Raw genomic sequence first — 24,590 nt, 5'->3', positions numbered from 1 at the left:
CGGTTTTCACATAGAAAGTATCGACAACCCCTGGAGCGACAATGAAGTTGCGCAGACAGCTGCTGGTGCTGGGCCTGCTCGTGGCCGGTGTGGGCGCGGGCGCGCTACCCGCCTCGGCCGCCGGCCCGCTGCACGGCAGCACCAACCGCTGGGTCGGCAGCGCGGTGGCCGCGGGCCCCCTGGCCGGCGAGCAGGACTACCGCGGGACCCTGACCCGCGAGTTCGACAGCGTGACGCCGGAGAACGAGATGAAGTGGGCGGTCACCGAGCCCGGCCGCGGCCAGTACAACTGGGGCGGGGCGGACGCGATCGTCAACTACGCCCAGCAGAACGGCAAGACCGTGCGCGGGCACACCCTGGTCTGGCACAGCCAGTACCCGAACTGGCTCAACAACCTCTCCGCCAACGACCTGCGGGCTGCGGTGCAGCAGCGGATCCGCACCACGATGACCCGGTACAAGGGCAAGATCCGGGCCTGGGACGTGGTCAACGAGGTGTTCGAGGAGGACGGCAGGCGCCGCTCCTCGATCTTCCAGACCAAGCTGGGCGACAGCTGGATCGCCGACGCCTTCCGGCTGGCCCGCCAGATCGACCCCTCGGCCAAGCTCTACATCAACGACTACAACACCGAGGGCAACAGCGCCAAGGCCAACGCGATGTACGCGCTGGTGCGCCAGCTCAAGCAGCAGGGCGTGCCGATCGACGGGGTGGGTATCCAGGCGCACCTGGCCACCCAGTACGGCTTCCCCGGCGGCTACCAGGACAACCTGCGGCGGCTGGCCGCGCTCGGCCTGGACGTGGCGATCACCGAGGCCGACGTGCGCATCCAGCTGCCCAGCGACGGCGGCAAGCTGGCCGCCCAGGCGAACTACTACAAGCAGCTGTGGGACGGCTGCCACGCGGTGAGCCGCTGCGTGGAGTTCACCACCTGGGGCTTCACCGACCGGCACTCCTGGGTGCCGGGCACCTTCCCCGGCACCGGGGACGCCTGCCTGTTCGATCGCTCCCTGCAACCGAAACCGGCCTACCGCGCGATCAACCCCTGACCCGGCGGGCCGGCCTCACTTGCCGAACCCGGCGGTGAGGCCGGCCAGCAGGAACCGCCGCCCGATCAGGTAGACCACGAAGATCGGCAGCACGGACAGCGTCACCGCGGCCAGCAGGCCGGGCACGTTCACCCCGAACTGGCCCTGGAAGTTCCACAGTCCCAGGGTGAGCACCCGGTTCTCCGCGGACTGGGTGAGCACCAGCGGGAACAGGAAACCGTTCCAGGCGCTGAGCGCGGTGTAGATGGCCACGGTGACGATGGCCGGTTTGGCCAGCGGCAGCACCAGGTCGAACAGCGTGCGCAGCGGCCCGGCCCCGTCGATGGCCTGCGCCTCGTACAGCTCGCGCGGCACATCGCGCAGGCTGGTGGTCAGCACCAGGGTGGCCACCGGCAGCGCGAAGGCCGCGGTGGGCAGGATGATCCCGGTGAGGCTGTCGTAGAGGTGCAGCCGGGTGATCAGCAGGTAGACCGGGATGATGGTGGCCTGCGCGGGAATCGCCAGCCCGGCCAGCAACAGGCTGAACCCGCGCCGCACCCACGGGCTGGTGCTCCTGGTGACCGCGTAGGCCGCGGGCACGGCCAGCAGCAGCACGATGAGCACGGTGGCCACGGTGACCACCACGTTGTTGAGCAGGTACCGGCCGAACCCGCCCGCCAGCACGGTGAGGTAGTTCGCCAGCGTCGGGTTCGCCGGCGGGGCAAGGGGATGGCCGCCGAGGTAGTCGGCCCGCCCGCGCAGGCTCGCGGCCAGCATGTAGTACAGCGGCAGCAGCACCACCAGCAGCCAGAGTCCGGCGAAGGCGCCGCCGATGCGGTTCGGCGTGATCCTCATACGCCCTCCTGTTGACTGGACATGGCGCGGAAACCGGTGGCCCGCAACACGATCAGCGACAGCGCGGCGCCCAGCACCATGAGCAGCACGCCGATCGTGCTGGCGTAGCCCAGCTCGAAGCCGGTGAAGCCGGTGATGTACATGTGCAGCGGCAGGATCCGGGTCGCGGTGCCCGGTCCGCCGCCGGTGAGGATCAGCACGGTGTCGAAGGTGGTCAGCGAGCCGACCAGCATCAGCACCGAGGAGCTGATCACGGTGTGCCGCAACTGGGGCAGCGTGATGTGCCGGAAGCGGGCCAGCCGCCCGGCCCCGTCCAGCACCGCGGCCTCGTACAGCGCGGGCGGCACCGCCCGCGCCGCGCCCTGGTAGAGCAGGGTGTGGAAGGGCACGTACTGCCAGGTGATCACCAGCACCACCGTGTAGAGCGCCAGCTCGGGGTCGCCAAGCGGGGCCAGCACCCCGGCGGTGAGCCCGAAGTTGGGGTCCAGCAACGCCTGCCACAGCAGGGCGATGGCGGCGGTGGAGAGCAGCAGCGGCAGGAAGAACAGCGCGCTGAGCACCGCCCTGCCGCGCTGCCTGCCCGCCGCCCACACCCCGGTCAGCAGCGCCAGCGGGGTCTGCACCAGCCAGGACAGCACCATGATCAGCAGGGTCCGGCCGAGCGCGGCATGCGCCTGTTCGTCGGCGTAGAGCCGGGCCCAGTTGTCCGCGCCGGTGACCCGTGGCGCGCCGAGGCCGTCCCAGGCGGTGAAGCTCAGGCCGAAGACCAGCACCATCGGCAGCACCGCGAACAGGGTGAAGAAGGCCAGCGCGGGCAGGGCGTAGAGAGCCGACGGCCGCTGGGTCATCCGCGGCTGGCCAGCGCGTCGACGAACTGCTGCGGGGAGAGCTTGCCCAGGAAGAACTCCTGCAGCTGGGTGAGCAGGAAGGTGGCCTGCTCGGCAGGCAGGTCCTGGTCCCAGGACAGCTGGAAGTGCGGGGCGGCGCGCACCTGCTCGTAGAGCCAGGTGGTGTAGGAAGCGTTGGGCGCCTTGGCCAGCTTCTCCGTCAGCCCGCTCACCGCGGGCACGTCGCCGGCGTCGATGAGCGCCTGCACGTAGCCGGGATCGTGCAGCTGGGTGGCCACGAACTTCTTGGCCTGGTCCACTGTGGACGATCCGGCGGACACCGAGTAGAAGTTGGCCGGGTTGCCGACCAGGTTGCGCGGGTCGCCCTTGCCGCCGGGCAGCGCGGGGAAGGGGACCCAGCCGAGCGCGTCCCGCTTGACGAACTCCGGGCTCTGGCCGAGCTGGTTGACGTACTCCCAGGAGCCCATCAGGTGCATCGCGGCCCTGCCCTGGGCCAGGATGGTGGAGGCGCCGCCGAGGTCGTAGCCCACCCCGGCGAAGTCCCGGCCGAAGCCGCCGCGGTCGATGAGCTCCTTGAGCCGGGTCATCGACTCCAGCACGGCCGGGTGCCGCCAGCCCTCGGGTTTGCCCTTCACCGCGCGGAAGACCTCGGTGCCGCCGATCCGGTCGAGCAGGTACTCCGCCCACATCAGCTCGGTCCAGGCCTGCGAGCCGGCCAGCGCGATCGGCTGCACGTTCCTGGCCTTGAAGGTCTCCACCAGCGCCAGCAGCTCGTCCCAGGTGCCCGGCGGCCGCGCGCCCGCGGCGGCGAAGACCTCCTTGTTGTAGAACAGGACCACCGGCTGCATGCCGCGCATCGGCAGGCCGTAGAGCTTGCCGTCCAGGCGGGCCGCGTCCAGCACGTTCGGCAGGAACGCCTCGCCAAGGCCGGGATTCTCGGCCAGCAGCGGGGTCAGGTCGGCGACCTTGCCCGCGTCGACGTACTCTTTGAGGTTGCCGCCGCCCCAGTTGAAGAACGCCGAGGGCGGGTTCGGCGAGCCGAGGGCGACCCGCAGCTTCTGCTTGTACGGGTCGTTGGCGAAGGTCTCCAGCTTGGCGGTGCCGCCCGCGCGGTTGAAGCGGTCCACCGACTGCTGTTCGATCGGGTTGAGCACGTTGTCCTGCAAGGCCCACACCGTGACCCCTGCCTGGCCCGCCGGGCCGGAGGTGCCGCAGGCGGCGAGCGCGCCCGCGGCCAGGGCGAGCGCGCAGAGGCGGAGAACGCGCGGTCGGGAACGCCGTAACATGGAGCCACCTTTCCGAAATGTTTCGGAAATATCGCGAGTGCGGCCGACCCTAGGGACGCGGCTCCAGTGGTGTCAAGAGTGGCTATAGGCCAAACAGAGGCCCATTTTGGCAGCTCATTCTTGGCGGGTTGTGTTTCGCAATCTTACCGATAGTATCGGCGTCATGGATCGTGTCTGGGGGATGCCGGGTCGTCCAGTGGCGGAGCGGGTAGCCACGCTGCTCGCTGAGATGACCCTGGCGGAGAAGCTGGCCCAGCTCGTCGGCGTGTGGGTGGGGGTGTCCGAGGTGGCGGCCGAGGTCGCCCCGGCCCAGCACGAGTTCGCCGAGTCCCTTCCTGCGTGGGACGAGCTGACCAAGTCCGGGCTGGGCCAGCTGACCCGCGTCTTCGGCACCGCCCCCGTCGATCCGGCGCACGCGGCCAGGGCGCTGGCCCAGACCCAGCGCCGTTTGGTCGCGAACACCCGGCTGGGCATCCCGGCGATGGCGCACGAGGAGTGCCTCTCCGGCTTCACCGCCTGGCAGGCCACCGTGTTCCCGGCGCCGCTGGCCTGGGCGGCCGCCTTCGACCCCGGCACGGTGCGGTGGATGGCCGAGGCGGTGGGCCGCTCGCTGGCCGAGGTCGGCGTGCACCAGGGCCTGGCCCCGGTGCTGGACGTGCTGCGCGATCCGCGCTGGGGCCGGGCCGAGGAGACGCTGGGGGAGGACCCGTACCTGGTCGGCGTGCTCGGCGCGGCCTACACCGGCGGCCTGGAGTCGGCCGGGATCGTGGCCACGCTCAAGCACTTCGCCGGGTACTCCGCCTCCCGCGCGGGCCGCAACCACGCCCCGGCAGGCATGGGGCCGCGCGAGTTCGCCGACGTGGTGCTGCCGCCGTTCGAGCTGGCCCTGCGCGAGGGCGGGGCGCGCTCGGTGATGCACTCCTACGCCGAGGTCGACGGCGTGCCCCCGGCGGCCGATCCGGCGTTGCTGACCGGGCTGCTGCGGGAGACCTGGGGCTTCCAGGGCGTGGTGGTGGCCGACTACTTCGGCATCTCCTTCCTGGAGACCGCGCACGGCGTGGCCGGTTCCCCAGGCGAGGCGGCGGCGCTCGCGCTGGCCGCGGGGGTGGACGTGGAGCTGCCGAGCGTGCGCTGCTACGGCGAGCCGCTGGCCGAGCTGGTGCGCTCCGGCGTGGTGCCGGAGGAACTGGTGGACCGCGCGGTGACCAGGGTGCTGCGGCAGAAGTGCGAGCTGGGCCTGTTGGACGATGACTGGGACCCCGAGCCGCCCGCGCTGCGCCAGGGCCGGCCGGTGGACCTGGACCCGCCGGAGCTGCGCACGCTGGCCCGCACTCTGGCCGAGCGCTCGATCGTGTTGCTGGCCAACGACTCCGGCCTGCTGCCGCTGCGCGAACCTGGCCGCCTGGCGGTGGTCGGGCCGTGCGCGGAGGAGGTGCTCGCCCTGCTGGGCTGCTACTCCTTCCCCAGCCACGTCGGCACCCAGCACCCCGAGGTCGGACTGGGCATCGAGGCGCCCACCCTGCTGGCCGCGCTGCGCACGGAGTTCCCGGACAGCGAGATCCGTTACGCCCCAGGCTGTGCGGTCACCGGCGAGGACCGCGCCGGCATCCCGGCCGCGGCCGCGCTCGCCGACACCGCCGAGGTGTGCGTGCTGGCCCTCGGCGACCGCTCCGGCCTGTTCGGCCGCGGCACCTCCGGCGAGGGCTGCGACGCCGCCGACCTCGCCTTGCCGGGGGCGCAGGCCGAGCTGCTGGCCGCGGTGCTGGACACCGGGACGCCGGTGGTGCTGGTCCTGCTGGCCGGCCGCCCCTACGCCCTCGGCGGGGACGCCGAGCGGGCCGCGGCCGTGGTGCAGGCGTTCTTCCCAGGGCAGGAGGGCGCGGGCGCGGTCGCGGGCGTGCTCAGCGGCCGGGTGAACCCCTCGGGCAAGCTGCCCGCACAGGTCCCGCACGGCCCCGGCGGACAGCCCGCGACCTACCTGCACCCGCGGCTCGGCGGACCGGGGCCGGTCAGCTCGGTGGACCCGGCTCCGCGGTTCCCGTTCGGCCACGGCCTGTCCTACACCAGCTTCGACTACCTGGAGGGCCACGCGCCGGCCGAACTGCCCGCCGACGGCGAGATCGAGGTGTCCTGCCTGGTGCGCAACACCGGTGACCGGTCCGGCGCGGAGGTCGTCCAGCTCTACCTGCACGACCCGGTGGCCTCGGTGACCCGCCCGCTGCGCCAGCTGGCCGGGTTCGCCAGGGTGCGGCTGGATCCCGGCGAGTCGGCGCGGGTTCGCTTCCGGCTGCACGCCGACCGGACCTCCTTCACCGGCCGCGACGGCCGCCGGGTGGTCGAACCCGGCGAGCTGCACCTGCTGCTGGGCTCCTCCAGCACCGACATCCGGTGGCAGGCCACCGTCGAGCTCACCGGGGCAGCGCGCCATCCCGGCCCGGACCGGGTGCTGGTGACCCCGGTGGTCGTGGACCGGGCGGACGCCGCTGGTTGAGGGCCTCGGTCACGGCAGGCAGCCAGCGGTCGGCCATCTTCCGGAATCCGGCGTCGTTCGGGTGCACCCCGTCGATGGTGTCGGTGGCCGCGTCGAAGCCGGTCCACTGGTCCACCACGGTGATCGGCGAGCGCGCGGTGGACCGCTGCGCCGCCCAGCGCGGGATCGCGCCGTTGAGCGCCAGCACCCGCTGCGCGCAGGGGTCGCAGCCGATCGCCCGCATCGGGATGATCTGCGCGAGCAGGATCCGCACGTCCGGGTCGCGCGCCCGGAGCTGCCCGACCAGCTTCGCGTACGCCGCCAGCACCGCGTCGGTCCCGGCCCCGTGCCACAGGTCGTTGGTGCCCAGGTGCATCAGCACGATGTGCGGTCTGGCCACGGCCAGCCAGGACGGCAGCAGGTCCTCCCGCGCGATCCTGGCAGCCTGGTAGCCGCTGTACCCCGCGTGATCGCGGTCATAGGTCAGCGGGCAACCGCCGCCGGTCCTGGGGCCCACGAAGTCGACGTCCGAGCGCCCGCCCGACCGGAGCCGGTGCCAGAGGACGGCGCGCCAGCATCCCGGACCACCGGTGATCGAGTCGCCCAGCGGCATGATCCGGACCTGGGCCGGTGGCAGCACCCAGGCCACGGCGATCACCAGGCCGAGCGTGAGGAGGATCACCGCAACCCGGCCAACCCGGCCAGCCGACATCGGAACTCCCTTGGCTCACAAGGCGTTCCCGCACTGTCACGCCTGAAGATCGGTTCTGTCAATCGTCAGGTACCCGCTGGTGCGCACATCACTCGTTCACCACGATCGCCGCGGCCGGGCACACCGCGGCGGCCTCGCGGATCGTCTCGTGCAGCTCGGCGGGCGGCTCCTCAGCCAGCAGCACGACGATGCCGTCCTCCTCGCGCTGGTCGAACACCTCCGGCGCGAGCAGCACACAGGTGCCCGCGCCGCAGCAACGGTCCTGGTCCACGGTGATCTTCATGGTTCTTCCTTCTCGTCGATGGTCGTGACCGGGGCCAGCCACAGTCCGACCAGTGCGTCGATCAGGCCGGTGCCGGCGTCCTGCCAGCTGGACCTGGGGGTGTGGGTGTGCTCGGCGAGGGCGAGCTCGCGTTCGGCCATCATGTGCACCATCAGATGGCGGAGCATGCCGCCGCGTTCGTCCCTGACCTCGCCGGGCAGGTCGGGCAGGCTGCGGTGCAGACCGTCGACGATCCGGTTGAGGCTGAGAGAGGACAGCGCCTCCTCCTCCATGATCGGGCGCAGCGACGGGTCGGTCATCACCTGAGCGGCGAAGCGGGCGAACCAGGTCGGGCTGCCCAGCGAGGCCAGGTGGTCGGTGAGCGGGCGGACCAGGCAGGTGACCCAGTCCCGGACCTCCGTGCTCCCGGCGACCTCGGCGACCATGGGGCCGCGCCGCTGCTCCATCGCGGTGGCGTGCCTGCGGATGACCGCCCGCACCAGGTCGGCCTTGGTGCCGAAGTGGTAGCCGACCACGGTGTTGTTGCCCTGCCCCGCGGCCTCGGCGACCTGCCGGTTGGACACCGCGAACACGCCGTGCTCGGCGAAGAGCCGTTCCGCGGCGGTGAGGATCTGTTCCCTGGTGGCCTGGGCCCGCGCCGCTCTGCTGGTGGTCATAGCCGCCATCGAACCGGAAGCTCCCGCAGTCCGCCCACCGCGAGTCCCTCGACCTTGCGCAGCTCGGCCACCGGCACGGCCAGCTCGAGGGTGGGCAGCCTGCGCAGCAGCACCTCCAGGGTCACCTGCAGCTCGGTGCGGGCCAGCGGCTGGCCGAGGCAGGCGTGCGCGCCGGCGCCGAAGGCCAGGTGCGGGTTGGGGCTGCGGCCCAGGTCCAGCTCGGCGGCGGCGGTGAAGGCGCGCTCGTCCCGGTTGGCCGCGGCCATGCTGCACACCGCGGTGGTGCCGCTGGGCAGGGTGGTGCCGGCGATCTCGATGTCCTCGGTGAGGTAGCGCGCCATGCCGAAGCCGGCGTTGGCGTCCAGCCGCAGCGTCTCCTCCACCGCGGTGCGCACCAGCGCGGGCTCGGCCAGCAGCCGCTCCCAGTGCCGCCGGTCGGCCAGCAGCATCGCGGTCATCTTGGTGATCATGTTCGCGGTGGTCTCGTGCCCGGCGATCAGCAGGCCCATGCCGGTGGCGATCAGCGCCGGGTCGGACATCGGCTCGCCGTCCGGGCCGGTCTCGCCGATGAGGGCGCTGAGCAGGTCCTCGCCGGGCTCGGTGCGCTTGGCCGCGATGTGCGTGGCCATGTACCCGGCGAACTCCGCCTGGGCCAGGTCCATCTCGGCCTGGGTGTAGCGGGTCATGCTCAGCAGCGCGTCCGACCAGTGCGCGAAGCGGTCCCGGTCGGCATCCGGCACGCCGAGCAGGTCGCAGATCACCCACACCGGCAGCGGGAAGCCCAGTGCCGCCTTGAGATCCGCGGGCGAGCCCTTGGTCATCATGTCGTCCACCAGCTGCTCGGCCATCGCCTCGATGGCGGGGCGCAGCGCGTTCATCCGCTTGGCGGTGAACCACTTGCCGACCATCCGCCGCCAGCGCAGGTGCGCCTCGCCGTGCTGGGGGAGCACGGTGGACATCTCGCTGTTGAACAGCCCGCCGGACTCGGTGTCGGCGACCCGGGCCGCGTTGTCCGCCGCGGTCGGCCTGGTGAACCTGGGGTCGGCCAGCACGCTCTTGACGTCCTCGTAGCGGGTGATCAGCGTGGCCTCGTCCCCACTGGCCAGTTGCACCTTGGCCACCGGGCAGCCCTTCTGGTAGTCGGCCCACTCGGCGGGCGGCTCCAGGGCGGCGTCGGTCTCGAACGGGAAGCGGGGCAGCTGGGTCATGTCGCCAGCATGGCCCCGGGTCCGAAATAAGTCAATCAACTGACTTAAATTGGCGTGGTGGGCGCGGGGCCGCGAGCCAGGTGGCCACCAGCGCCCCGGCGAGCACTGCGGCCAGGACCCCGGCGGCGGTGCCGAACCTGGCCCGCCGCCTGGCCTTGCGCCCCGCGCGGACCAGCCCGGCGTGCCGGGCTTCCGGGGGAGCGGGACCCGCTGGGTCGAGCAGTTCGGCCGCCTGTTCCCTGGCCACCGTGGCGAGCAGGCCGGGCAGCCCGGCGAACCCGGCGACCGCGCGGGCGCACGGCCGGCAGGCGTGCAGGTGTCCTTCGTAGTCCCGGCGCTCGGCGTGCGAGAGCGCGCCCAGCAGGTAGGCGGCGTCCCAGTCCTGGTAGGGGTCGGCTGGTGGCGTCACCGGCTGGTCAGCCCCTTCTCCCGGAGGGCGCGGCGCAGCGCGCGCAGGCCGTAGTGCAGGCGGGAGCGCACGGTGCCCTGCGGCACCGCCAGGTCCACCGCGAGCTCGGCCACCGACTGCCCGAGGTAGAACGCGCGGATGATGACCGTGCGGTGTTCGGTGGTCAGCTGGGTCAGCACCTCGGTGATCACCCAGGCGTCCAGCACCGAGTCGGTCTGGTCGGGGCGCGGCGGGTCGGGCACCCTGGCCGCGCCCACCTCACGCCGGGAGCGCGCGCTGCGGCGTTCGTCGATGACCACGTTGCGCGCCACCCGGAACAGCCAGGCCCGGGCCGCGGACTCGCCCTGGTCCAGTACCGCGGGGCTGCGCCACAGCCGCAGCAGGCTCTCCTGCACGACGTCCTGGGAGAGCTGTTCGTCGCCGGTCATCCGCAGCGCGAAGCGCCACAGCGCGGGCGCGTGGCGGTCGTGCACCAGGCGGAGCAGCTCCGCCGCCGTGGTGCTCACCTCAGGAGTCCCAGATCGCGCCGTAGGCCGGAATCCCTTGTGCCTCAAGGGACTCGACCACGTGCCAGGTGGTCTTCCGGTTGGAGATGCAGATGACGGCCTCCGCGCCGGACTCCCGGTGCGCGCGCAGCGCCAGCTCGACCAGGTCGGGCTTGCCGTCGCGGTCGGTGTCCCAGATGACCGCCTCCGGCTGCCCGGACTCGATCTCGGCCACCAGCGCCTCGCCGTAGGTGCGCACCGGGTTCCTGGTCGACCACACCAGGCGGGCCGGGGTGTCCCCGGCGAGCAGATGCGGCAGGCACGGCCCGATCCCGCTGCCGGTGGCCACCCACACCACGCCGCGGAAGAGCCGGTCGATGTTGCCGACGCCCGCGGTCGGGATGCCCTTGACCCACAGGTGCGCAGGTTTGTCGTCCACCAGCGCGCCGGTCCAGTCGCCCGCGCGGGAGATGGTGAGCCGGAAGCCGGAGCGGCCGGGCGCGGGCACGTTGGCGAAGGAATGCCACTCCAGCAACGGGTTCCGGCTCACCGAGGTCGACGAGCCGGCGAACGGGGTGACGCCGTAGTCGAAGGCCACCACGGCCACGTGCGGGGACGGCGTGCTGATCCGCACCGGCACCCGGCGCAGCCGCAGCCAGGGCAGCGCGACGCTGGTCACCACCGCCAGCAGGGCCCAGAACGGCGCGGAGCCGAGGAAGACCCGGCCCTGCGCCTCGGCCAGCGCGGCGGCGTGCGCGGTGAAGAGCACCAGCAGCGCCCAGCCGCCGAAGCGGTGGCAGCGCTCGAACAGGTCGTGCCGGGCGGCGCGCAGCTTCGGCAGCGCGAGCACCACCATGGCCACCAGCAGCACCGCGATGGCCCAGGTGCAGGCCAGCAGCGCGGCCGGGCCGCCGCGGGCGGTGAGCACCCAGGCCAGCACGGCGAACCAGGCCGTGCCGGCGATCGCGGCGCCGACGTGCAGGCCGCCGAAGTGGTAGACCTTGCCCAGCGTCCACCGCACCCGCAGCGGCCAGTGCTTCGGCGCGCTGGTGGCCAGCCGGAACAGCAGGTTGATCACGTGCTGCTGGCGGATCAGCACGGCCAGCAGCACGTTGCCGAGCACCAGCCACACCAGGACATCGAGGTCGGCGCGCCAGTCGGTGGCCAGGGCCAGCACCAGGTTCGCCAGCAGCACCGCGGCCAGCAGCCGGTTGTGGTGGGTGAAGGGCCTGCGCCGCAACCGGGAGCGCCAGCTCGCCGGGGCGGGGGCCAGGACCGGGGCGGCGCTCACGCGACGGTCTCCGCCCGCTGGCCGGGCAGCCGGGACAGCAGCGCCCCGCGGTCCACCTTGCCGCGCTCGGTCAGCGGCAGCCGGTCCACCGGCACGATCAGCGAGGGCACGCAGTAGTAGGGCAGCTGGGCGGCCACCGCGCGGCGGACCGCCTCCGGCACGGCGGTGGCCGGGCTGACGAACCCGACCAGCCCGCCCTGGTGCAGCACCGTGCTGGCCCGCCGGCAGCCGGGCGCGCGTTCCAGCGCCGCGGTGACCGCGTCCAGCTCGACCCGGAAACCCTTGACCTTCACCTGGTCGTCGGTGCGCCCGTGGTGTTCCAGCTGGCCGTCGGTGGTCCAGCGGACCAGGTCGCGGGTGCGGAACATCAGGCCACCGCCCAGGAACGGGTCGGGGCGGTAGCGCTGCGCGGTGAGGTCGGCGTTGCCGAGGTAGCCGCCGGTGACGCAGGCGCCACCGGCCCACATCTCGCCGACCTCGCCGATCCGGCACGGGTTGAGCGTCTCGTCGAGCACGTAGACGGTGGTGTTGGGCACCGGGCGGCCGATGGTCAGCCTGCCGGTGGCCGGGTCGTAGCGCTGCACGGTGTTGACGATGGTGACCTCGGTGGGGCCGCAGGCGTTGTGGAAGACCGCGGTGCGCGACCAGGCGCGGGCCAGCGCGGGCGGGCAGCGCTCACCGGCCACCGCGACCACCCGCACCTGCGGGCACTCCCTCGGGTCCACAGTGGACAGCACACCTGGGGTGGCGATCAGCGCGGTCGCGGTGCGGGCCGCCGCGGTGGGGTCGCCGCCGCGCACCAGCACGCAGCCGCCGTTGGCCAGCGTGCCCAGCACCTCCCACACGGCCATGTCGAAGGCGATGTTGAGCAGCTGCGGCACCCGGTCGCCGGGGCCGACACCGAGCGAACCCGGTGCGGTGAGCAGGACGTTGCACAGGTTCGCGTGCGTGACCCTGACCCCGTTGGGCCTGCCGGTGGTGCCCGAGGTGAAGATCACCACCGCGGTCTCGCCGCATTCGGCAGGCAGGGCCGCGGTCGCGGCGGGGTGGTCGTCGATCGCGATCACCGTGCCCAGGCCCGCTGGCAGGAGTCCCCGGTGTGCCGTGGTGGTGAGCACGACCTCGATGCCCGCCACCGCGGCGATGTGCCGCAGGTGCGGCGGCGGGGTGAGCCGGATGTCCTGCGGCACATAGGCCGCACCGGCTTTCAGCACCGCGAGCATGCCCACCACCATGGCCACCGACCTGGTCAGGAACAGCCCGACGTGCGCGCCGGGGCGCACCCCGTGCTCGACGAGCAGCCGGGCCAGCGCGGTGGCCCTGCGGTCCAGCTCGGCGTAGGTCACCGACTCGCCGAGGTGCTCCACGGCCGGGGCCTGCGGGCAGGCCGCGGCCCGCGCCTGGACCGCGTGGTGGACGTGGGTGAACGGGACTGGTGTGCGTGGCCCCCAGCCGAAGCGGTCGAAGAGCACGCGCTCGTGCGGGGGCAGGCCGCGCAGGGCAGGGGATTCGACGATCGGGGTCACTCCGGATCCTTTCGCCAGGCCGGTGGTCACCCCGTCTGAACGAGACAGGTCGGGTGAATGTTCAACTAAATCTCAGGAAAACGTTGCCCGGCTTGGAAGTGGACCCGGTCGTGGTCGAACGCGGTGTCGAACGCGCGTCGAACAGCAGAGTCCACAATGGACTCCAGGGTGACTCAGGAGCCGGGGCGGCGGCGGTGCGCGCTGGCCCGCTCGGTCAGCTGCGGCGGCAGCAGGGTCAGCGCGGGCGGCCGGACCCCGGCGAGCCGGGCGGTGAGCAGGTCCACGGCCCTGACGCCCAGCTCCTCGGCGGGCAGGTGCACCGAGGTCAGCCGCGGCGAGGCCCGCTCGGCCAGCTCGTCGGGACAGATGGCCACCACGGAAAGGTCGGCCGGCACGTCGCGGCCGAGCTCGCGCAGGCAGGTCAGCACCGAGGGCAGGGCGCCCTCGTTGTGCACCACCAGCGCGGTCAGCCGGGGCTGCTCCTGCAGCAGGGCGGCGACCGTGCGCCGCACCGACGGCAGCTGCTCGTCGGTCGCCCTGGTCAGCACCGAGACGCCGCGGCGGATCGCGGCCGCGGTGAAGCCGGCCATGGTGCGGTGCGCGTAACCGGCGTCGCGGTGGTAGACCAGCTGGGGCGAGCCGAGCAGGGCCACGCTGTGGTGCCCGAGGTCGGCCAGGTGGTCCAGGCACAGCGCGCCCGCCTCGGTGAAGTCCAGGTCCACACAGGTCAGTCCGGTGGGGTCGACCGGGAAGCCGATCAGCACCGAGGGCCGGTCCAGCGCGCGCAGCACCGGCGCCCTGGCATCGCGCAGCTCCACGTCCATCACCACCAGGCCGTCCACGCCGCTGCGCTGCACCGCCTGGCGCAGGCCCTCCGCGCCGGTGTCCGCGGTGAGCAGCAGCACGTCGTTGCCGTGCCGGTGCGCGGCGGTGGTGACCGCGCTGACGAAGCGCATCAGCACCGGCAGGTGGGTGCCCGCGCGCAGCGGCGCGACCAGGCCGAGCACCCCGGTCCGGCGCGCCGCGCCCCGAGGCGGCTGCTGGGTGAGGTAGCCGAGGGCGCGGGCGCTCTCCTCGACCTTGGCCTTGGTGGCCGGGCTGATCGCGCGCTTGCCGGAGAGCACGTAGGACACCGTGCTCGGGGCGACGCCGGCCCGCCGAGCCACGTCCGCGATGGTGGCCAACCCGCCCTCCTCGTCACCGCCGTTGGTGCTCTGGGACGGTACGGCCGGGCAGGGGGTCCGGCTAGGGCCAACCGTCTTGCGAAGGCCCTCCGGCAAGACGGTTTCCAGCCGGGTGGAGTTGTTTCGACAATTCGATTCGAAGGCAATCGAAATGGGTCATATACGTGATGAGAGAATTCGGCGAATCGGCATGTTGACAGGGGGTAAACGTCTCATTACGCTGCCGGTTGCAGCATTTTTTGTCATTATCATTTACCGCCGCTGATTCTCATTCACCGCAGTGGCCGCTGTCTTTTTCCGCTGCGGCGGCCACCGTTCACGAGAGGAAGCAGATGTCCCGGACATCCTTACCGAACCGGCGGGCTCCCTGGTCTGCCGCGCTGGTCGTCGCGCTGGCCGTCACCGGCGTGGCAGCCGCCGCGCCCGCCGCCTCGGCCGCGCCGTTCGACCTGGCGGGCTGGGCCACCCAGGGCGGCGGCACCACCGGCGGTGGCGGCGCCACCCCGGTCACCGTCAGCACCGCGGCCGCCTTCACCGCCGCGGTCAAGGCCAGCGGTCCCGCGGTGGTCCGCGTCACCGGCACCATCGCGCTGTCCGGCATGGCCGCGGTCAGTTCGGACAAGACCATCATCGGCGTCGGCTCCGGCGCCGCCATCACCGGGCACGGACTCAACATCTCCAGGTCCGCCAACGTGATCGTACGCAACCTGAACTTCCGGAACTGGGCGGACGACGCGATCAACGTGCAGTACTCCACCCGGGTGTGGATCGACCACAACAGCTTCGCCAGTGGCAAGGACGGCGCGGTCGACATCAAGCGCGCCTCCGACCTGGTCACCGTGTCCTGGAACAAGTTCTCCAGCCACGACAAGACGATGCTGCTCGGGCACAGCGACGACAACGGCGGCGAGGACCGGGGCAAGCTCCGGGTGACCTACCACCACAACTTCTTCGACGGCACCGGGCAGCGGCACCCCAGGGTGCGCTTCGGCAACCCGGTGCACGTCTACAACAACTACTACGGCGGCGTCACCAGTTACGGCGTGGCGTCCACCAAGGAAGGCGGCGTGCTGGTCGAAGGCAATTTCTTCGAGAACACCGAGGACCCGTTCCACCTGGGTGAGGGCAGTTCTCCCGCGGGCACGCTGGTGGCCCGGAACAACCATTTTGTCAGCTCCGGCTCCGGGCAGGCCGGCGGCAGTGTGAAGAGCATTCCCTATTCGTATCAGCTGGACCGCGCCAGTGACGTGAAGACGATCGTCCGGAACGGGGCAGGCCCAGGGCGCATCTGAGCGCCTGCCCGTGCGCTCCGGGGCCGGCGCGGCCGTCGCCCGCCGTCCCCGGAGCGCCACCGCGTCCATCGCCGACCACGCGCCGGAGGAGCCATGAGCACACCCCTGAGCCGCCGCGCCTTCGCCAGGCTCACCCTCGCCCCGGCCGCCCTCACCCTGCTCGGCGGCGGCGCGGCGCACGCGGCCACCGCCCCGGGCCCGGCACGTGGCGCGGTGCTGCGCGCGATGGGCCGGGCCGCGGTCTTCCTGGACCGCAACGTCTCCTACCGCGGCGGCTACCTGTGGAGCTACCTGCCCGACCTGTCCACCTCCTGGGGTGAGCTGGCGGCGCGGCGGAGCATGTGCTGGGTGCAGCCGCCCGGCACGCCCTCGGTCGGGCACAGCATGCTCGACGCCTACCACGCCACCGGCGCGGAGGAGTTCTACCGCGCCGCTGAACGCACCGGGCTGGCGCTGGTGGCCGCGCAGCTGCCGGTGGGCGGCTGGAACTACGTGCACGACTTCGCCGGGACCGCCGCGCTGCGCCGCTGGTACGAGACCGTCGGCGGGAACGGCTGGCGGCTGGAGGAGTTCCAGCACCACTACGGCAACGCCACCTTCGACGACGCGGGCACCTCGGCCGCGGCGCAGCTGATCCTGCGGCTGTACCTGGCACGCCGCGACCCCCGGTTCAAGGCGGCGCTGGCGCGGGCGATCCGGTTCGTGCTGGCCGCGCAGTTCCGCGGTGGCGTGGCCGACGGCGGCTGGCCACAGCGGTTCCCCGCCTTCGCCGGCTCGGTCTCCCGCACGCACTGGCCCGCCGAACGGCCGCCGTGGCTGCCTGATGACGTGCGGCACGGCATGGAGGACGGCGAGTACACCCGGCACGTCACCTTCAACGACGACGTGCTCGGCGAGAACATCAAGTTCCTGCTGCTGTGCGCCGGCCCGCTGCGCCGCCCGGACCTGCTGGAGCCGGTGCACCGCGCGATGCGCTGCCTGCAACGGATGCAGCAGCCCGGACCGCAGGCCGGCTGGGCCCTGCAACACCTGTCCAGGGCCGCCGGCGGCCGTCCGGCGGGCGCACCGGCGGGCGCGCGGTCCTACGAGCCGAGGGCGCTGGCCACGCACACCACGCAGACCAACATCCGCCAGCTGTTCCACTACTTCCGGCTCACCGGCGACCGCTCCTACCTGGCCAGGGTGCCTGAGGCGATCGACTGGCTGGCCGGCTGCCCGCTCACCGCGCAACAGCTGGCGGAGAACCCGCTGCTGGCCAAGCGCACGCACCCGACGTTCGTGGAGCTGGGCACCAACCGGGCGCTGTTCGTGCACCGCTTCGGCAGCAACATCCGCAACGGCGCCTACTACACCGACCACGACCACCGGGACACCCTCGGCCACTACTCCGCCGGGCGGGCCATCGACCTGGACGGCCTGCGGCGCACCTACGCGGAGCTGAGCTCGTTGAGCGGCAAGGAGATCGCCGAGCTGCGCGCCCGCTCCCCGCTGACCCCCGGCCCGCCGATCCCGCTGCCACGGCACTTCTCCGTGCGCGAGCTGGAGCTGACCGACCTGTTCCGGGACGCCCAGCCCGCCCCGCCCACGGTGCCCGACGCCGAGGCCGAGGCCCTGGTGCGCGACCTGGGGACCAAGGACCACTGGCTCACCCCGGCCGAGGCGCTGACCAACCCGTACCGGGGGCGACCGCCTTCGGACCCGTTCCACGGCAAGGACTTCATGAGCACTCACGTCGGCGACCGCTACGACACCTCGCCCTGCCCGCCCGCTGAACGGCCCCTGGTGATCAGCACCGGCGCCTACGTGGCCAACATGGCCAAGCTGATCGCCTGGGCGGAGCGATGAGGAAAGCGGTGCGGCTGCTTCTGCTAATGGTGGTCACCGCGCTCGCGCTGACCGCGCCGGTCCCCGCCCAGGCCGGGCCGGGCACCGCCCACGGCCGGTCGGTGGTCGGCCTGCACACCGGGTGGAGCTTCCACCGCGGCGAGGCGCCAGGCGCGGCCGAGCCCGGCTTCGACGACTCCGGCTGGGACCGGGTCACGGTGCCGCACAGCTGGAACGGGCGGGACGGCCAGGACGGCGGCAACGACTACTACCGCGGCCCCGGCTGGTACCGGCGCGGCCTGCCCGCGCCTGCCGGTGGCCGGGTGTGGCTGCAGTTCGACGGCGCCAACACCACCACCACGGTGTGGGTCAACGGCCGCCTGCTCGGCGAGCACAAGGGTGGCTACGCGCGCTTCCGCTTCGACGCCACTGAGGCGCTGCGCCCCGGCCAGTCCAACGTGCTCGCGGTCCGGGTCAGCAACGCCCCCGACCCGGATGTGGCACCGCTGAGCGGCGACTTCACCATGCACGGCGGGCTCTATCGGGAGGTCAGCCTGGTGCTGACCGACGCGGTGCACCTGGACCTGCTCGACCACGGCGGCCCCGGCCTCTACCTCCGGCAACAGCGCGTGACGCTGGAGTCGGCGACCGTGGCGGCGAGCACCAAGCTGGTCAACGACAGCCGGTCCACCGCCAGGGTGCGGCTGCGCGCCACGGTCACCGGCGCGTTCGGCGAAGTGGTGGCACGCGAGCAGTCCAGCGTGCGCGCGGTCGGCGGCGGTCAGGCGGTGGAGCTGGCGCTGCCGCTCACCATCGCCCGCCCGAGGCGGTGGCAGGGCCGCGCGGACCCGTTCCGCTATCAAGCCACCGTGGAGGTGGTGGACACCTTCGGCCGCGTGCTGGACCGGGTCAGCCAGCCGCTGGGCCTGCGCACCGCGGAAATCTCGGCCACCGACGGGTTCGCCCTCAACGGCCAGCGGCTGCCGGTGCACGGGGTGAACCTGCACCAGGACCGGCCCGACGTGGGCTGGGCGGTCACCCCGGCGCAGCACGCCGAGGACTTCCGGATCATGCGCGAGATGGGGGTCAACGCCATCCGCACCGCGCACTACCAGCACGGCGAGACCGTCTACGAGCTGGCCGACCGGCACGGTTTCCTGGTGTGGACGGAGATCCCGTTGATCAACCTGACCACGGACAGCCCGGCGTTCCGGGCCAACATCGAGACCCAGCTGCGGGAGATGATCCGGCAGAACTTCAACCACCCCTCGGTGGTCTGGTGGGGCCTGGGCAACGAGCTGTGGCACGACTCCCCGGCCAACAACGCCCTGCTGGACCGGCTGGCCGAGGTGGTGGGCGCGGAAGACCCTTCGCGGCCCTCGGCGTACGCGAGCTGCTGCGTGCCGGACCGGGCCGGGATCACCAAGCACACCAACGGGATCGGTTACAACAAGTACTTCGGCTGGTACACCGGGACCTTCGCCGAGCTGGGGCCGTGGGCCGACCAGTTGCGCGCCGCCGACCCGGCCCGGCCGCTCGCGCTCAGCGAGTACGGCGCGGGGGCCAGCGCCTTCCAGCACCAGGAGAACCCGCCGAACCCGGTGCCCGCCTCGCGCTGGCACCCCGAGCAGTACCAGTCCGCCTACCACGAGGCCTACTGGTCGCAGCTGGCGCGGCGGCGCTGGCTGTGGGGTTCGTTCGTGTGGGCCATGTTCGACTTCGCCTCCGACAGCCGCGACGAGGGCGACACCCCCGGCCGCAACGACAAGGGCCTGGTGACCTACGACCGGGGCATCCGCAAGGACGCCTTCTACTGGTACCAGGCGAACTGGACGGACACACCGGTGGTGCACCTCAACAGCAAGCGGTGGACCAGCCGGACCGCGGCAAGCACCACGGTCCGGGCCTACACCAACGCCGAGACGGTCACCCTGCGGGTCAACGGCAGGCAGGTCGGCGGCCCGATCAGCGGTGCCAGCCGGGTGGCGGAGTGGCCGGAGGTGCTGCTGCGGCCCGGCCCGAACACCGTGGAGGTCTCCGGGTTCACGAACGGCCGCCCGCACACCGACACCGCGGTCTGGACGCTGCGGGAGTGAGCGCGCCCGCTCAGCCCCGCACGCGCCCGAAGACCTCCGCCTCGGCCATGTTCAGCTCCTGCGGCCGGTCGGTGGCCAGCCACACGCGCACGTAGCGCCCGCGCGCGGGCAGGCTGACCTCGGTCGGCCTGCCTGCCTGCGCCAGCTCGTGGCGGCTGGTCACCCCCGGCGCGCGCAGCGCCTCGGCGAGGGTGTCCGGGAAGGGCTGCGCGGAGACCAGCACGTGGTAGTCGGCCAGGCGTTCGGCGCAGCAGTCCACCCGGTTGTGCACCCGGACCGACTCGATGTCGGCCGCCACACCCAGGTCGACCTGCCACCACGGTCGCGGCTCGGCGCCGGAGGTGGTGGAGAAGCTGAACAGGTCGCCGTCCACGGACTTCCCAGCGGCGTAGTCGGCCGAGTAGTCCGAGATCTGGCTGGCCGGTCGGCCTGCCGAGAGGTTGCGCAGCGGCGGCAGGCCGAGGAACTCGTCGTGCCGGGCGCGCACCCGGTCCAGGAAGACGTCCAGCACGCCGTCGCCGATCCGCACCACGCCCTCGACCCGGTTCTCCCCAGGCACCGAGCGGATCCGGTTCGCCTTGGCGGCCAAGGCGTCCAGCCGCTCCCGTGCCGCGGCGGCGGCCCGGCGGTCACCGGCGCCGATCGCCTCCAGGGTGTCCAGGCCCGCGCCCATGGCCCCGGCCCACAGCTCGGTGGCGGCCAGCCAGTTCGCCGCGTCGTCCAGGAACGCCCGGTCCGCGACGGTGGCCCTGATCACCGAGGGCGCCGCGGTGATCCGCCGGACGTGCCCGCGCAGCGCGCTCCCCGCGCCGGGAGCGCCTGCCCAGAACGCGTCCACCCTGGCCTGGAGCGCGGGCGCCTGGGGCTGCCACGGTCGCGGGCCGAAGGTCGGGGCGAGGTGGTTGAGGTCGAAGAAGTCCAGCAGCGCCCTGACCCCGGCCGGGTCGCCGCCCGCCAGGTGCGCCGCGGCCGCCCGCCAGCTGCGGTCCCGGTCGTAGCCGCGGTCGTGCCAGGAGAAGTCGGCCATGGTGAACACGGCGACCTTGCTCGCGGCGGCCTGGTTCATCGGGTTGGCCACGATGCCGGCGAGGTGGCCGGACAGGCCGGGCTCACGGTGGTCGTAGGGCGCGAGCAGCAGCCGCCCCGCGGCCTGGCCGAAGTCGTTGACCGGGTAGTTGTCCCAGGCGAAGACCTTGCGGCCGAACAGTTCCGAGGCGCGGCGAGCCTGGTCCACGGTGATGCTGGGCGGCACCACGTCGGTGCCGGTCCACATCACCAGCACCGCCGGGTCCAGGGTCGAGCGGAGCACCTGCTTGTACTCGGTGTCGGTGAGGTCGCCGTACTCGGTCGGCACCATCTGCAGCGGGTGCGTGCCGGGGTGGGTGGCCAGGAAACCGCGCTGGAGGTCGTTGAGCAGCCCGGCCTGGGCCACTCCAGCGGCGCGGCGGCCCGGTTCGCCGTAGGCCGTCCGGTCGGCAGCGCAGTTCCACCGGGTGTAGCTGATGTCGTCCAGCGGAATGGAGAAGGCGCGCACCCCGAGGTCGTACATGGCTTGCAGCTTCGTGGTGAGCGCGGCGCGGTCCTCGGCGCTGGAGTAGCAGATCGAGGTGCCGGGGGAGAGCGCGTAGGTGAACCGGACGTGCTGCGCCGCGGCGGCCTTGACCAGCTCGCCCAGCTGGGCCAGCCGGTCGGCGGGGTAGGGCTCGCGCCAGCGGTCGCGGTGGTACGGGTCGTCCTTGGGCGCGTAGATGTAGGTGTTGGCCTTGACCTGGCCGTAGAAGGCGAGCTGGTCGAGGCGTTCCTGGTGCGTCCACGGCGAACCGTAGAAGCCCTCGATGGTGCCGCGCAGGGCCATCGCGGGGAAGTCGCTGACCGCGGCGCCCGCGATGCGCGGGCGGTGCCGGTGGCCGGTGAACAGCTGCCGCAGGGTCTGCACGGCGTAGTACTGGCCTGCCGCGTCCACCCCGCCAAGGGCGACCGAACCGCGCCGCGCGGTGACGGTGAGCGCGCTGCCCTCCGCCCGGCCGGGGACCGGGGTCGAGCCGAGGGCGGCGGCGACATCGGGCCGGTCGGCCGGTCCCAGGTGGAAGGTCAGCGGCGCGCGCCCCGCGGTGTCGATGTGCCGGACGCCGTGCTCGCGCAGGGTCCGCTCCAGCAGGGCGCGGGCAGCCGGGTCGGTGCGCTCGTCCACCACCAGCCGCACCCGGTTGCCGACCGGGAGGTCCGGTCCGCTGCGCTGGATGTGTTGTGGCGCGGGGGAAACCTGGGGGAGCGGGGCGGCAGCCGGTGCGGCCTGGGCCGGGGCGGTCAGCCCGCCCAGTGGCAGCGCGGCGGCGAGCAGGAAGGACGCCGTTCGGCCGAGCAGCTGCATGCGGTCTCCAGAGAAGTGGGGGCGGCGGCTCGCACCAGTATGGCCCGTGGCCGGGGCTTTTCCGCTGCTACCAACGTTTGGGGGCAGTGGTCCGGTCTATGGGTTCCCAATACGTGCCGGACTGGCTACCCTCCGAACTGGGAGCGCTCCCAGAATCCCTGATGCTCGATCCTCAAGGAGGAGGACAGCATGGCGCACAACAGTTCCGCCCGCCCCCTGATCGCCAGAGCGCTCGTGGTGCTGAGCGCGGTCGGCGCGCTGCTAGCCGGGGCCCTGACCGGCGTCGCCCAGGCGCACGGCTCGGCCACCGACCCGCCCTCGCGCAACTACGGCTGCTGGCAGCGCTGGGGCAGCGACTTCCAGAACCCGGCCATGGCCACCCGCGATCCCATGTGCTGGCAGGCCTGGCGAGCCAACCCGAACGCGATGTGGAACTGGAACGGCCTGTACCGGGAGAACCTCAAGGGCAACCACCGCGGCAACATCCCGAACGGGCAGCTGTGCAGCGGCGGTCACGCCGAGGGCGGCCGGTACAACTCCATGGACACCGTCGGCGCGTGGCAGACGGTGAACAAGCCACGGCGGTTCACCCTGACCATCACCGACCAGGCCCGCCACGGCGCGGACTACCTGCAGGTGTACATCACCAAGCAGGGCTTCAACCCCGCCACCCAGGCATTGGGCTGGGACAACCTGGAACAGGTCGCCCAGACCGGCCGCATCGCGCCCAACGGCACCTACCAGGTCGGGGTAGACGCGGGCAACCGGACCGGACGGCACATCGTCTACACCATCTGGCAGGCCAGCCACCTGGACCAGTCCTACTACTTCTGCAGCGACGTCAACTTCACCGGCTGAGCCGGGGGTGGCGCGCACGATGCGGGAAGTCGCTGACCGACTCGTGCGCGCCTGCCCCGCGGCCGGGGAACCGTGGCTGATGGCCGACGACGGGTGGGTGCGGGTGCACGCCGGGCGGATCGCGCTGGCGGACTACGTGCTCGGCCCGGCCGAGCCGTACCTGCATCCGTTGCGCACCACCGCGGGCGAGCTGGTCACCGGACCGGGTGGCCTGCGGTTCACCGCGGCCGAGGTCTCCGGCGAGAACGTGTGGGGCGGCCGCATCCCGCCCCTGGGCAACGGCACGACGCGGCACGTGCGCTGGCAGCGGGTCCGCTGCCACGGCGGCCGGGCCGAGCTGCGGCACTGGCTGGAGTGGCGGACCCGGTCGGGGCAGTGCTGGCTGGCCGAGGACCGCGCCATCGAGGTGGACCAGGTGGACCCGGCCGACGGTTCCTGGCTGCTCACCTGGAAAACCCGGCTGCACAACACGAGTGGACGCCGACTGCGGTGGGGTGGCCGGCGCTGGCCGGGCCTCCGCTCGCTGAATCCCGACGCTGCCTTCACCGCCACCGGCCCGGCCGCGGAAAGCGCCGTCGGCACCCGCGCGCCGTGGCGGGTTCTCACCGGTGCGCACGAGGAAAGCGGGCGGCGCTCCACCCTGGTGTTCGTCGAGCACCCCGGCAACCGCCGGAAGCGGCTGCTGATCGAGCCGGAGGCCCGGCTCGACCTGACCCACCACGTGGTCATCGCGGACGGGCACTGGGATCCGGCGCGCATCCGGCGTTATCTCACCCGGCGGGTGGCTCCCCGCTGGGCGGTCTAGGTCGCGCGCTGGCCGCCGCGAAGCTCCACTGTGGACTGTGGTCGCCAGTCCACTTCGGACGGTGTGTCGCGGTCGGCGATGAGCTTGCCGTCCACCACCGCCAGCGGGGCCAGTTGCAGGCAGGAGGACTGGCCGAACCGGCAGGAGTAGAGGATGTGCGCCCGCTCGCCCTGGGTGAGCACCGAGCCGTGGTGGCCGGGAGCGTTGTCCCCCAGCCGGATTCCCGGTTGGGCCAGCAGTGGTTCGGACTGCGGGAACCAGGTCCGCAGGTCGTGGGAGCGGTACACCGGCAGGCCGCGGTCGCCGCTGGTGATCATCCAGTAGTGGCCGCCGAAGCGGAACACGCTGGGCGCGCCCTGGCCCGGCGGGCACACCGACCGGCTGACCGGAAGCCAGGTGCTCAGGTCGGTGGAGTCGGCCGCGTGCACACTGCCGTCGGGCACCGTGTACCACATGCGCCAGGTCTGGCCGTCGGGCAGCGGCCAGACCGCCGCGTCCGCGCAGCCTTCGCCGGAGAGCTCCAGCTCGCGGTCGAAGCGCCAGTTCAGCAGGTCCTGCGAGGTGTAGTGCAGGATGTGGCTGCGGGTGGCGCGGGCGGCCCGCGCGCCCGCCACGTGGCTGACGTAGAGGTGGTAGGTCCCGCCGTGCCAGATCACCTCCGGCGCCCAGAAGCTGTTGCGTCCGGAGTGGACGGTGTCCAGGCCCTTGGGCGCGCCGCGGTACTCCCAGCTGCGGCCGCCGGTCGAGCTGGTCGCGATGCCGATGGTGGCCCCGCGCGGTGAGGTGGCCGCGGAGTAGAGCACGCACCACTCGCCGGCCGCGCGGTGGTAGACGACCACCGGATCGGTGGCGCCGCCGTGGATCGGGTCCCGGAACAGCGGCGCGTCGGCCTGCGCGATCGCGGGCACGGTGGTGGTCCCGCCGGGCTCGCTCAGCGCCAGCAGGCTGCTCCCCGCGCCGTTGAAGTAGCGCAATCCTTGCCAGGACTGGGTGTCCAGGCCGGTCAGGGGAGCGCTGGTGCCCCGGAGGTTCAACACGGGGCGGCTGGTCCAGGACACGACTGACCTCCGGCAGGGTGCTGGCTGTGCACCACTTGTTAACGCTAA

General features: G+C 72.6%; 21 protein-coding genes. 7 read left to right on the top strand and 14 right to left on the bottom strand.

The window, feature by feature from the left end:
- The first annotated feature begins 41 nt into the window (after positions 1–41).
- On the top strand, positions 42–1,046 hold the full coding sequence (locus tag ACWDY5_RS18095; protein ID WP_449723329.1) for an endo-1,4-beta-xylanase: 1,005 nt from the start codon (positions 42–44) through the stop codon (positions 1,044–1,046).
- Between the two features lie 15 nt (positions 1,047–1,061).
- On the opposite strand, the gene ACWDY5_RS18090 is transcribed toward ACWDY5_RS18095, so the two are convergent.
- From ACWDY5_RS18090 to ACWDY5_RS18080, 3 genes are read right to left on the bottom strand one after another with little or no spacing between them, the layout of a single operon-like run.
- Positions 1,062–1,880, bottom strand: coding sequence for a carbohydrate ABC transporter permease (locus tag ACWDY5_RS18090; RefSeq protein ID WP_449723328.1), 819 nt, complete (start codon positions 1,878–1,880; stop codon positions 1,062–1,064).
- Entirely contained in the window at positions 1,877–2,728 is an 852-nt protein-coding gene (locus ACWDY5_RS18085; RefSeq protein ID WP_449723327.1) for a carbohydrate ABC transporter permease, read from the bottom strand. Before ACWDY5_RS18085 ends, ACWDY5_RS18090 begins: the two co-directional genes overlap by 4 nt.
- The gene (locus ACWDY5_RS18080) at positions 2,725–4,014 is read right to left on the bottom strand and encodes an ABC transporter substrate-binding protein (protein ID WP_449723326.1); all 1,290 of its coding nucleotides are present in this window, start codon (positions 4,012–4,014) and stop codon (positions 2,725–2,727) included. Before ACWDY5_RS18080 ends, ACWDY5_RS18085 begins: the two co-directional genes overlap by 4 nt.
- Before the next feature lie 163 nt (positions 4,015–4,177).
- Here ACWDY5_RS18080 and ACWDY5_RS18075 point away from each other — a divergent pair, with 163 nt between their 5' ends.
- The gene (locus ACWDY5_RS18075; RefSeq protein WP_449723325.1) at positions 4,178–6,505 is read left to right on the top strand and encodes a beta-xylosidase/alpha-l-arabinosidase; all 2,328 of its coding nucleotides are present in this window, start codon (positions 4,178–4,180) and stop codon (positions 6,503–6,505) included.
- Here ACWDY5_RS18075 and ACWDY5_RS18070 read toward each other — a convergent pair.
- The 9 genes from ACWDY5_RS18070 to ACWDY5_RS18030 all read right to left on the bottom strand — a co-directional run bounded on the left by ACWDY5_RS18070 (position 6,423) and on the right by ACWDY5_RS18030 (position 14,238).
- The gene (locus ACWDY5_RS18070) at positions 6,423–7,196 is read right to left on the bottom strand and encodes an SGNH/GDSL hydrolase family protein (protein ID WP_449723324.1); all 774 of its coding nucleotides are present in this window, start codon (positions 7,194–7,196) and stop codon (positions 6,423–6,425) included. The genes ACWDY5_RS18075 and ACWDY5_RS18070 overlap by 83 nt on opposite strands.
- An 88-nt stretch (positions 7,197–7,284) precedes the next feature.
- Complete coding sequence (locus ACWDY5_RS18065; protein WP_449723323.1) at positions 7,285–7,479, bottom strand: ferredoxin; 195 nt, start codon at positions 7,477–7,479, stop codon at positions 7,285–7,287.
- Complete coding sequence (locus ACWDY5_RS18060) at positions 7,476–8,135, bottom strand: TetR family transcriptional regulator (protein ID WP_449723322.1); 660 nt, start codon at positions 8,133–8,135, stop codon at positions 7,476–7,478. Before ACWDY5_RS18060 ends, ACWDY5_RS18065 begins: the two co-directional genes overlap by 4 nt.
- Entirely contained in the window at positions 8,132–9,343 is a 1,212-nt protein-coding gene (locus tag ACWDY5_RS18055; protein ID WP_449723321.1) for a cytochrome P450, read from the bottom strand. Before ACWDY5_RS18055 ends, ACWDY5_RS18060 begins: the two co-directional genes overlap by 4 nt.
- Positions 9,344–9,374: 31 nt before the next feature.
- Positions 9,375–9,752 carry a hypothetical protein gene (locus ACWDY5_RS18050; protein WP_449723320.1) on the bottom strand — a complete coding sequence of 126 codons (378 nt, stop codon included), beginning with the start codon at positions 9,750–9,752 and terminating at the stop codon, positions 9,375–9,377.
- Complete coding sequence (locus ACWDY5_RS18045; protein ID WP_449723319.1) at positions 9,749–10,258, bottom strand: sigma-70 family RNA polymerase sigma factor; 510 nt, start codon at positions 10,256–10,258, stop codon at positions 9,749–9,751. Before ACWDY5_RS18045 ends, ACWDY5_RS18050 begins: the two co-directional genes overlap by 4 nt.
- Position 10,259: 1 nt before the next feature.
- Complete coding sequence (locus tag ACWDY5_RS18040) at positions 10,260–11,528, bottom strand: hypothetical protein (protein ID WP_449723318.1); 1,269 nt, start codon at positions 11,526–11,528, stop codon at positions 10,260–10,262.
- Positions 11,525–13,054, bottom strand: coding sequence for an amino acid adenylation domain-containing protein (locus ACWDY5_RS18035; protein WP_449723317.1), 1,530 nt, complete (start codon positions 13,052–13,054; stop codon positions 11,525–11,527). Before ACWDY5_RS18035 ends, ACWDY5_RS18040 begins: the two co-directional genes overlap by 4 nt.
- Positions 13,055–13,227: 173 nt before the next feature.
- The gene (locus ACWDY5_RS18030; protein WP_449723316.1) at positions 13,228–14,238 is read right to left on the bottom strand and encodes a LacI family DNA-binding transcriptional regulator; all 1,011 of its coding nucleotides are present in this window, start codon (positions 14,236–14,238) and stop codon (positions 13,228–13,230) included.
- 332 nt (positions 14,239–14,570) lie between these two features.
- On the opposite strand from ACWDY5_RS18030, the gene ACWDY5_RS18025 reads away from it, so the two are divergent.
- The 3 genes from ACWDY5_RS18025 (at position 14,571) to ACWDY5_RS18015 (ending at position 19,450) form a co-directional block, all read left to right on the top strand.
- Positions 14,571–15,530 carry a pectate lyase family protein gene (locus ACWDY5_RS18025; RefSeq protein WP_449723315.1) on the top strand — a complete coding sequence of 320 codons (960 nt, stop codon included), beginning with the start codon at positions 14,571–14,573 and terminating at the stop codon, positions 15,528–15,530.
- A gap of 93 nt (positions 15,531–15,623) precedes the next feature.
- Positions 15,624–17,375, top strand: coding sequence for a pectate lyase (locus ACWDY5_RS18020; RefSeq protein WP_449723314.1), 1,752 nt, complete (start codon positions 15,624–15,626; stop codon positions 17,373–17,375).
- 8 nt (positions 17,376–17,383) lie between these two features.
- On the top strand, positions 17,384–19,450 hold the full coding sequence (locus tag ACWDY5_RS18015) for a glycoside hydrolase family 2 TIM barrel-domain containing protein (protein WP_449723313.1): 2,067 nt from the start codon (positions 17,384–17,386) through the stop codon (positions 19,448–19,450).
- Between the two features lie 10 nt (positions 19,451–19,460).
- On the opposite strand, the gene ACWDY5_RS18010 is transcribed toward ACWDY5_RS18015, so the two are convergent.
- The gene (locus tag ACWDY5_RS18010; protein WP_449723312.1) at positions 19,461–21,821 is read right to left on the bottom strand and encodes a beta-N-acetylglucosaminidase domain-containing protein; all 2,361 of its coding nucleotides are present in this window, start codon (positions 21,819–21,821) and stop codon (positions 19,461–19,463) included.
- Positions 21,822–22,010: 189 nt separating this feature from the next.
- On the opposite strand from ACWDY5_RS18010, the gene ACWDY5_RS18005 reads away from it, so the two are divergent.
- Both ACWDY5_RS18005 and ACWDY5_RS18000 read left to right on the top strand, forming a co-directional pair.
- Positions 22,011–22,679: a lytic polysaccharide monooxygenase auxiliary activity family 9 protein gene (locus tag ACWDY5_RS18005; RefSeq protein ID WP_449723311.1), complete on the top strand. Its 669-nt coding sequence runs from the start codon at positions 22,011–22,013 to the stop codon at positions 22,677–22,679.
- 19 nt (positions 22,680–22,698) lie between these two features.
- Positions 22,699–23,484, top strand: coding sequence for a DUF6807 family protein (locus tag ACWDY5_RS18000; RefSeq protein WP_449723310.1), 786 nt, complete (start codon positions 22,699–22,701; stop codon positions 23,482–23,484).
- On the opposite strand, the gene ACWDY5_RS17995 is transcribed toward ACWDY5_RS18000, so the two are convergent.
- Complete coding sequence (locus ACWDY5_RS17995) at positions 23,481–24,521, bottom strand: glycosyl hydrolase (protein WP_449723309.1); 1,041 nt, start codon at positions 24,519–24,521, stop codon at positions 23,481–23,483. The two genes, ACWDY5_RS18000 and ACWDY5_RS17995, sit on opposite strands and share 4 nt — an antisense overlap.
- Between the last annotated feature and the right edge of the window lie 69 nt (positions 24,522–24,590).

This window comes from Crossiella sp. NPDC003009 (assembly GCF_053591555.1).
Note: the sequence above shows the minus strand (reverse complement) of the source record. Positions and strands in the feature narration are given on the sequence as shown.

Excerpts from the sequence above, each read along its gene's own strand:
- ACWDY5_RS18090 (WP_449723328.1), bottom strand. The coding sequence starts at position 1,880 with ATGAGGATCACGCCGAACCGCATCGGCGGCGCCTTCGCCGGACTCTGG.
- ACWDY5_RS18000 (WP_449723310.1), top strand. The coding sequence starts at position 22,699 with ATGCGGGAAGTCGCTGACCGACTCGTGCGCGCCTGCCCCGCGGCCGGG.
- ACWDY5_RS18065 (WP_449723323.1), bottom strand. The coding sequence starts at position 7,479 with ATGAAGATCACCGTGGACCAGGACCGTTGCTGCGGCGCGGGCACCTGT.
- ACWDY5_RS18060 (WP_449723322.1), bottom strand. The coding sequence starts at position 8,135 with ATGACCACCAGCAGAGCGGCGCGGGCCCAGGCCACCAGGGAACAGATC.
- ACWDY5_RS18020 (WP_449723314.1), top strand. The coding sequence starts at position 15,624 with ATGAGCACACCCCTGAGCCGCCGCGCCTTCGCCAGGCTCACCCTCGCC.
- ACWDY5_RS18075 (WP_449723325.1), top strand. The coding sequence starts at position 4,178 with ATGGATCGTGTCTGGGGGATGCCGGGTCGTCCAGTGGCGGAGCGGGTA.
- ACWDY5_RS18010 (WP_449723312.1), bottom strand. The coding sequence starts at position 21,821 with ATGCAGCTGCTCGGCCGAACGGCGTCCTTCCTGCTCGCCGCCGCGCTG.
- ACWDY5_RS18055 (WP_449723321.1), bottom strand. The coding sequence starts at position 9,343 with ATGACCCAGCTGCCCCGCTTCCCGTTCGAGACCGACGCCGCCCTGGAG.
- ACWDY5_RS18005 (WP_449723311.1), top strand. The coding sequence starts at position 22,011 with ATGGCGCACAACAGTTCCGCCCGCCCCCTGATCGCCAGAGCGCTCGTG.
- ACWDY5_RS18095 (WP_449723329.1), top strand. The coding sequence starts at position 42 with ATGAAGTTGCGCAGACAGCTGCTGGTGCTGGGCCTGCTCGTGGCCGGT.
- ACWDY5_RS18025 (WP_449723315.1), top strand. The coding sequence starts at position 14,571 with ATGTCCCGGACATCCTTACCGAACCGGCGGGCTCCCTGGTCTGCCGCG.
- ACWDY5_RS18070 (WP_449723324.1), bottom strand. The coding sequence starts at position 7,196 with ATGTCGGCTGGCCGGGTTGGCCGGGTTGCGGTGATCCTCCTCACGCTC.
- ACWDY5_RS18085 (WP_449723327.1), bottom strand. The coding sequence starts at position 2,728 with ATGACCCAGCGGCCGTCGGCTCTCTACGCCCTGCCCGCGCTGGCCTTC.
- ACWDY5_RS18080 (WP_449723326.1), bottom strand. The coding sequence starts at position 4,014 with ATGTTACGGCGTTCCCGACCGCGCGTTCTCCGCCTCTGCGCGCTCGCC.